This is a genomic window from Streptomyces laurentii, from assembly GCF_040635425.1.
Classification (GTDB): Bacteria; Actinomycetota; Actinomycetes; order Streptomycetales; family Streptomycetaceae; genus Streptomyces; species Streptomyces laurentii.
Genome location: NZ_JBEYHT010000062.1, coordinates 40,066 through 46,081, shown reverse-complemented (window position 1 = coordinate 46,081; position 6,016 = coordinate 40,066). Strand labels below are relative to the sequence as shown.

Annotated in this window: 4 protein-coding genes; 1 reads left to right on the top strand and 3 read right to left on the bottom strand. The window is 71.5% G+C overall.

Annotation, left to right across the window (positions count from 1 at the left end):
• Window positions 1–445: 445 nt before the first annotated feature.
• A complete protein-coding gene (locus ABZ693_RS29520) occupies window positions 446–1,012 on the bottom strand; it encodes a MarR family winged helix-turn-helix transcriptional regulator (RefSeq protein ID WP_359883456.1) in 567 nt (188 codons plus the stop codon).
• 143 nt (window positions 1,013–1,155) lie between these two features.
• Between ABZ693_RS29520 and ABZ693_RS29515 the strand changes: the two genes are divergently transcribed.
• On the top strand, window positions 1,156–2,436 hold the full coding sequence (locus ABZ693_RS29515) for an MFS transporter (protein WP_359883466.1): 1,281 nt from the start codon (window positions 1,156–1,158) through the stop codon (window positions 2,434–2,436).
• A gap of 102 nt (window positions 2,437–2,538) precedes the next feature.
• Here the strand turns inward: ABZ693_RS29515 and ABZ693_RS29510 are convergent, their stop codons facing one another.
• On the bottom strand, window positions 2,539–4,251 hold the full coding sequence (locus tag ABZ693_RS29510) for an ATP-binding SpoIIE family protein phosphatase (RefSeq protein WP_359883453.1): 1,713 nt from the start codon (window positions 4,249–4,251) through the stop codon (window positions 2,539–2,541).
• 106 nt (window positions 4,252–4,357) lie between these two features.
• A complete protein-coding gene (locus ABZ693_RS29505; protein WP_435842578.1) occupies window positions 4,358–5,812 on the bottom strand; it encodes an NAD(P)/FAD-dependent oxidoreductase in 1,455 nt (484 codons plus the stop codon).
• Window positions 5,813–6,016: the final 204 nt, after the last annotated feature.

The following is a 6,016-nucleotide window of genomic DNA, read 5'->3' as shown; positions in this document are numbered from 1 at the left end:
TTCCGGCTTTTCGAGCTTATCAGATCTTTTCGATCCGATTCACTCGGCGCTTTCCGTTCCTTTCGGCTTTCGCTTCCAGGCCCTTTCGGCGCTTTCCGACTCTATCAGATCCTTTCGGCGCCTGATTCCCGGTCAGCGGGGTTTGTCTTCACGGCTGTTGGGCCGTTCCGACGTCCTGAACTCTAGCGGATTTCCCCGGCGACCCATAATCGAGTCTTTCGAAATGAATTCCGGCATGCCGAAATTCGTCCCGGTGGGGAGATCGTGCGGAGTTGAGGTGCCGCTCAAGGCGGCGGGATGGTTGCCGGGGACCGTACCGGCTCCGTGGCAACTCGGAGAATCTTACGCATCCATGAAGATCGTGTCAAGGCTCACCCGGCAGGCCCCGGACGGCCCGCGGAGCCCCTCCTGAAGGCCCCGCCGCCGGCTCCGCGGTCCGCCCGTGTCAGTCCAGGTCGGTGAGCCGGCCGCCCGCGTCGGGCTGGGTCAGCTCCACCCGGCGCAGCAGGCGGATCAGCATCTCGCCGAGCACCCCGCGCTCGTCGGGCGACAGGTCCTGGAGCAGGTCCTGCTCGAAGTCCGTCGCCATGCGCATGGCCTCCAGCCACTTCTGGCGACCCTCGTCCGTGAGCTCGACGATCACACGCACGCGGTTGTTCTCGTCACGGTCGCGGGTGACCAGGCCCTCGCCCGCCATGCGGTCGATGCGGTGGGTCATCGCGGCCGGGGTCAGTCCGAGGCGCTTGGCCAGCTCGCCGGGACCCAGCCGGTACGGGGCACCGGAGAGGACCAGCGTCTTGAGGACCTCCCACTCGGCGTTGCTGATGCCGAGGTCGGCGACCTGGCGGCCGTACGCCACGTTCATCCGCCGGTTCAGCCGCCCCAGCGCGGAGACCACCTTCTCGACCTGGGGGTCGAGGTCGCGGAACTCGCGCTGATACGCGGCGATCTGCTCGTCGAGGCTCGGCTCCTGCGGGCCCTGGGGGCCGGAGGGCTCGGGGGTGTCGGACATGCGGCCGAGTATCCCACGGGGCTCGTTGGCATTGAAGTCCTTCGGCGTGTATTGTTAAGGATCTAATTTTAGTATTGAAGTCTTCAGGGTTCAGGCCTACAGATCTGAACCCGCGACTGAAGTGGGTGAGTGTGACCAAGGCGATGGGCGCGGCGATGCGCCGGATTCAGGCAGGCAGCGCGCTGAGCGCGTTCGGACTCGGCTTCACCGTGCCGTACCTCTATGTGTACGTCGCTCAGGTGCGTGATCTGGGCGCGACCACCGCGGGTGTCGTCCTTGCCGTCTTCGCCATGGCCGCGCTCATGGTGCTCCCCTTCAGCGGCCGGGCCATCGACCGGCGCGGGCCGGTGCCCGTGCTGCTCGTGGCGTCGCTGCTCGCCGCGGCCGGCGCGTTCGGCCTCGGTCTGGCGGCCACCGTGCCCGCGGCCATCGGGTCGGCGGCGCTGCTCGGCGCCGGGACCGCGGTGATGCAGCCGGCGCTCGCCACGATGATCGTGTGGTGCTCGACGCCGGTCACCCGCACCCGCTCCTTCGCCACACAGTTCTTCCTGCAGAACCTCGGCCTCGGCGTCGGTGGTCTGATCGGCGGCCAGCTCGTCGACACGAGCCGTCCGGACAGCTTCCTGCTGCTGTTCTCGATCGAAGCGGTGATGTTCCTCGTCCTCGCGGCGATCGTGCTGACCGTGAAGATGCCGGACACGGCGACCCTCCCGGGTGCCCGGCCGGCCGGCGGTCGGGGCGGCGGGGTGCGGGCGCTGCTCGGCCACAAGGCCATGGTGCAGCTGTGCGTCCTGGGCTTCGTGCTGTTCTTCGCCTGCTACGGGCAGTTCGAGTCGGGCCTCGCCGCGTACGGCACCGAGGCCGCCGGCATCGCGCCGTCCACGCTGGGCGTCGCCCTGGCCGCCAACACGGCAATGATCGTGGCCGCGCAGTTCCTGGTCCTGAAGTTCGTCGAGCGCCGCAAGCGGACGCGGATGATCGCGGCCGTCGGTCTGATCTGGACCGTGGCGTGGCTGATCGCCGGGTACGCGGGCCTCGGGCACGGCAGCCAGGCGATGGCGACGGCGGCGTTCATCTCCACGTACGCGCTGTTCGGTCTCGGTGAGGCCATGCTGTCGCCGACGGTCGCCCCGCTGGTGGCGGACCTGGCGCCGGAGTCGATGGTCGGTACGTACAACTCGGCCTTCGCCCTGGTGAAGCAGCTCGCGCTGGCGGTCGGCCCGGCGGTCGGCGGGCCCATGGGTGCCTCGCTGCACGGTCCGTACATCGTGACGTTCGTGCTGTTCTCGCTCGGCATCACCGTGCTGGCCCTGCGGCTCGGCAAGCGGCTCACGCCGGAGCAGAACCAGCCGTCGCTCGTCACCAAGCCGTCGGTGATAGTGGCGCGGCACGAGCCCGAGCGGCGCGAGACCGCCGCAGCCTGATCGCAGGCGATCGATTTCAATCACGCAGATGACTGAGGGGCCTTCCGGGGCCCCTCAGTCATATGTACGGGCATATGTACGGGTCGGGCTCGCCCGGCGCCGTTACGCGGCGGGCCGGTTCGTGGGCAGGGCGAACTCGCACCACACCGCCTTGCCACCGCCCGGGGTGCGACGGCTGCCCCAGGACGAGGCGATCGTCGCGATGATCGAGATCCCGCGGCCCGCCTCGTCCTCCGTCTCCGCGCGGCGGCGGCGCGGCAGGTGGTCGTCGCCGTCCGTCACCTCGATGATCAGCCGGCGGTCGGTACGGCGCAGCCGCAGGCGCATGGGCGGGGTGCCGTGCTGGAGCGAATTGGCGACCAGCTCACTGGTGGCCAGGACGCCGAGGTCGCACAGCTCCACCGGGAAGCGCCAGCTGGCGAGGACCCCGGACGCGAAGGCACGCGCGCGGGGCGCGGCCTCGATGCCGCCGAGCAGCTCCAGGGCGGCGTTGTGGAACAGCTCGGCGTCGGCTCCGTCGCGGGCCGGGTGCTGGACGACGAGAACGGCGACGTCGTCGTCGTGGTCGGCGGTGACGCCGAGGGCACGCAGCAGCCGGTCGCAGACGACCTGGGGGCTGCCGGTGGCCCCGGCGAGCGCGCGCTCCAGGGCGCTGACGCCCTCGTCGATGTCCTCTCGACGGCGTTCCACCAGGCCATCTGTATAGAGGACGGCGGTGGAACCGGGCGGCAGGTCGATGGTGGCGGAGCTGTGCTGCCAGCCGCCGGTGCCGAGCGGCGGCCCGGTGGGGTCCTCGGCACGGCGGACGCTGCCGTCCTCGTCCCGTACGAGCATCGGAAGGTGGCCGGCGGAGGCGTACACGAGCCGGCCCTCGTTCGGGTCGTGGACCGCGTAGACGCAGGTGGCGATCTGGCTGGCGTCGATCTCGGCGGCGAGGCCGTCGAGCAGCTGGAGCACCTCGTGCGGGGGCAGGTCGAGGCGGGCGTACGCGCGGACGGCGGTGCGGAGCTGGCCCATGACGGCGGCGGCACGCACCCCGCGGCCCATGACGTCGCCGATGACGAGGGCGGTGCGGCCGGCGCCGAGGGTGATGACGTCGTACCAGTCGCCGCCGACCGCGGCGTCGGCGACGCCGGGCTGGTAGGTCGCGGCGATGCGCAGGTCGTCGGGCTGCTCCAGCTCCTGCGGGAGCAGGGAGCGCTGGAGGGTGACGGCGGTCTCGCGGTGGCGGCGCTCGCTGGCGCGCAGCCGCTCGGCGGCCTCGGCGTGGTCGGTGACGTCGGCCGCGTGGATGAGGACTCCGCCGTCGGGCAGCCGGGGGCTGTCCACGGGCAGACAGGTGACGGTGTACGAGCCGCCGCTCCGGGTGCGGCGGGACTTCACGGTGCGGGAGTTGCCGCTGCGCAGGACCTGGTCGAGGAGGGGCAGCAGACCGAGTTCCGAGGCCTCGGGGCACGCGTCGGCGACGGTGGCGCCCGCCGGGCGGGGGCCGAAAGCGCCGGCATATGCCTCATTGACGTACGCGATGCGGTGCTCGGGGCCGTACACGAGCGCGACCAGGCCGGGGAGGCGGCCGACGATCTCCCGCACGGTGAAGTCCTCCGGGGTGGGGGCCCCGGTGGTCGTGCCGGTCTCGGCGGTCTCGGCGGTCTCGGTGGGCTGGGCCGACCGGGCGGGCCGGTCGGACTCGGCTTCGAGACGGTCCGGCCGAGGCCCGCGCTCACCACGGGCCGCGGGCACGGAGCCCTCGGGCCCGCGGGCCGCCGTGCGACGCTGCGTACGCGGGAGCCGGGCGCTCCAACGGGTGAAGTTCACGGATCTGTATGCCTCGTGGTGTCGTTGCCGTGCGGAGTCACTCTGTGCAGGTGTAGGCCCACCTATGGTCACACGTCCAGTGTGGACGAGCGCACTGACAGTGATGTCAGTTCGCGGGCCCGTCGTCGAACCGGCCGTCGGAGCGGCCCTCGGACCCGTCGCCGGGGCCGTTGTCAGGGCCGCCCTCACCGGTGGGATGGTCGGGCTTCGGCGGAGGCGGGGGCGCGGCGGCGAGCTCGAACTCGGCGCGCGGATGCTCCAGCGAGCCGAGCGAGACGATCTCGCGTTTGAACAGGCCGGACAGGGTCCATTCGGCGAGCACGCGGGCCTTGCGGTTGACGGTCGGCACCCGGCTGAGGTGGTAGGTGCGGTGCATCAGCCACGCCGGAAAGCCCTTGAGTTTGCGGCCGTAGACATGGGCGACGCCTTTATGGAGGCCGAGGGACGCGACGGAGCCCGCGTTCGCGTGCGCGTAGTCCGCGAGGGGCGCGCCGCGCAGGGCAGCGATCAGGTTGTCGGCGAGCAGCCGGGCCTGGCGTACGGCGTGCTGCGCGTTGGGGGCGCAGTCCGGAAGCCGTGCGCCGGCCTCGCCCGCCGGCTCGCCCTCCGACGACCCGTCTTTCACCCGTCCGGCCCGCGCGGCGGTGAGGTCGGGGACGGCCGCGGCGTCACCGGCCGCCCATGCATGGTCGGTGCCGGCGATCCGCAGCTGGGTGGTGCAGCGCAGCCGGCCGCGTTCGGTACGGGGCAGGTCGGTGGCGGCGACGAGCGGCGCGGGCTTGACGCCGGCGGTCCATACGACGGTACGGGTGGGCCGCCGGGTGCCGTCGTCGAGGACGGCGACGCGGTTCGCGCACGAGACGAGCCGGGTGCCCAGCCGGACGTCGATGTTGCGGCCGCGCAGCTCCCGGACGGCGTAGCGGCCCAGCTCCTCGCCGACCTCGGGCAGGATCCGCTCGCTCGCCTCGACGAGGATCCAGCGCAGGTCCTCGGGCCGGACGTTGTGGTAGTACCGCGCGGCGTAGCGGGCCATGTCCTCGAGCTCGGCGAGGGCCTCCACGCCCGCGTAGCCACCGCCGACGAAGACGAAGGTGAGGGCGGCGGCGCGCAGCGCCGGGTCGCGGGTGGAGGAGGCGATGTCCATCTGCTCGATGACGTGGTTGCGCAGCGCGATGGCCTCCTCGACCGTCTTGAAGCCGATGCCGTGGTCGGCGAGGCCGGGGATCGGCAGGGCGCGGGAGACGGAACCGGGGGCGAGGACGAGTTCGTCGTACCGGAGCCGGGTGGGCGCGGCGCCGGTCTCCTCGGTGGCGAGGGTGGAGAGGGTCGCGACGCGCGCGGCGTGGTCGATGGCGTGGACCTCGCCGACGATGATCCGGCAGTGGCCGAGGACGCGGCGGAGCGGGACCACGACATGGCGCGGGGAGATCGATCCGGCGGCCGCCTCGGGCAGGAAGGGCTGGTACGTCATGTACGGATCCGGCGTGACCACCGTGATCTCGGCGCGGCCGTCGCGCAGCTCCGTCTTGAGCCGCCGCTGAAGGCGCAGCGCGGTGTACATCCCGACGTAGCCACCGCCGACAACGAGAACGCGCACAGGTTCGGTCACCGTCCCATGAGGCAACGCCGTTTGGGGTTTGTCCACAGGCCCGGCAAATTGTGTGACTGGAGGGATCGGGTCCCGCGAGCGGCCGAACAACCGTGACACGACAGGAAGTTCGCAGGTCAGAGCGGGTATGGCGGGTGGGCTCCAAAAGCGGAATCG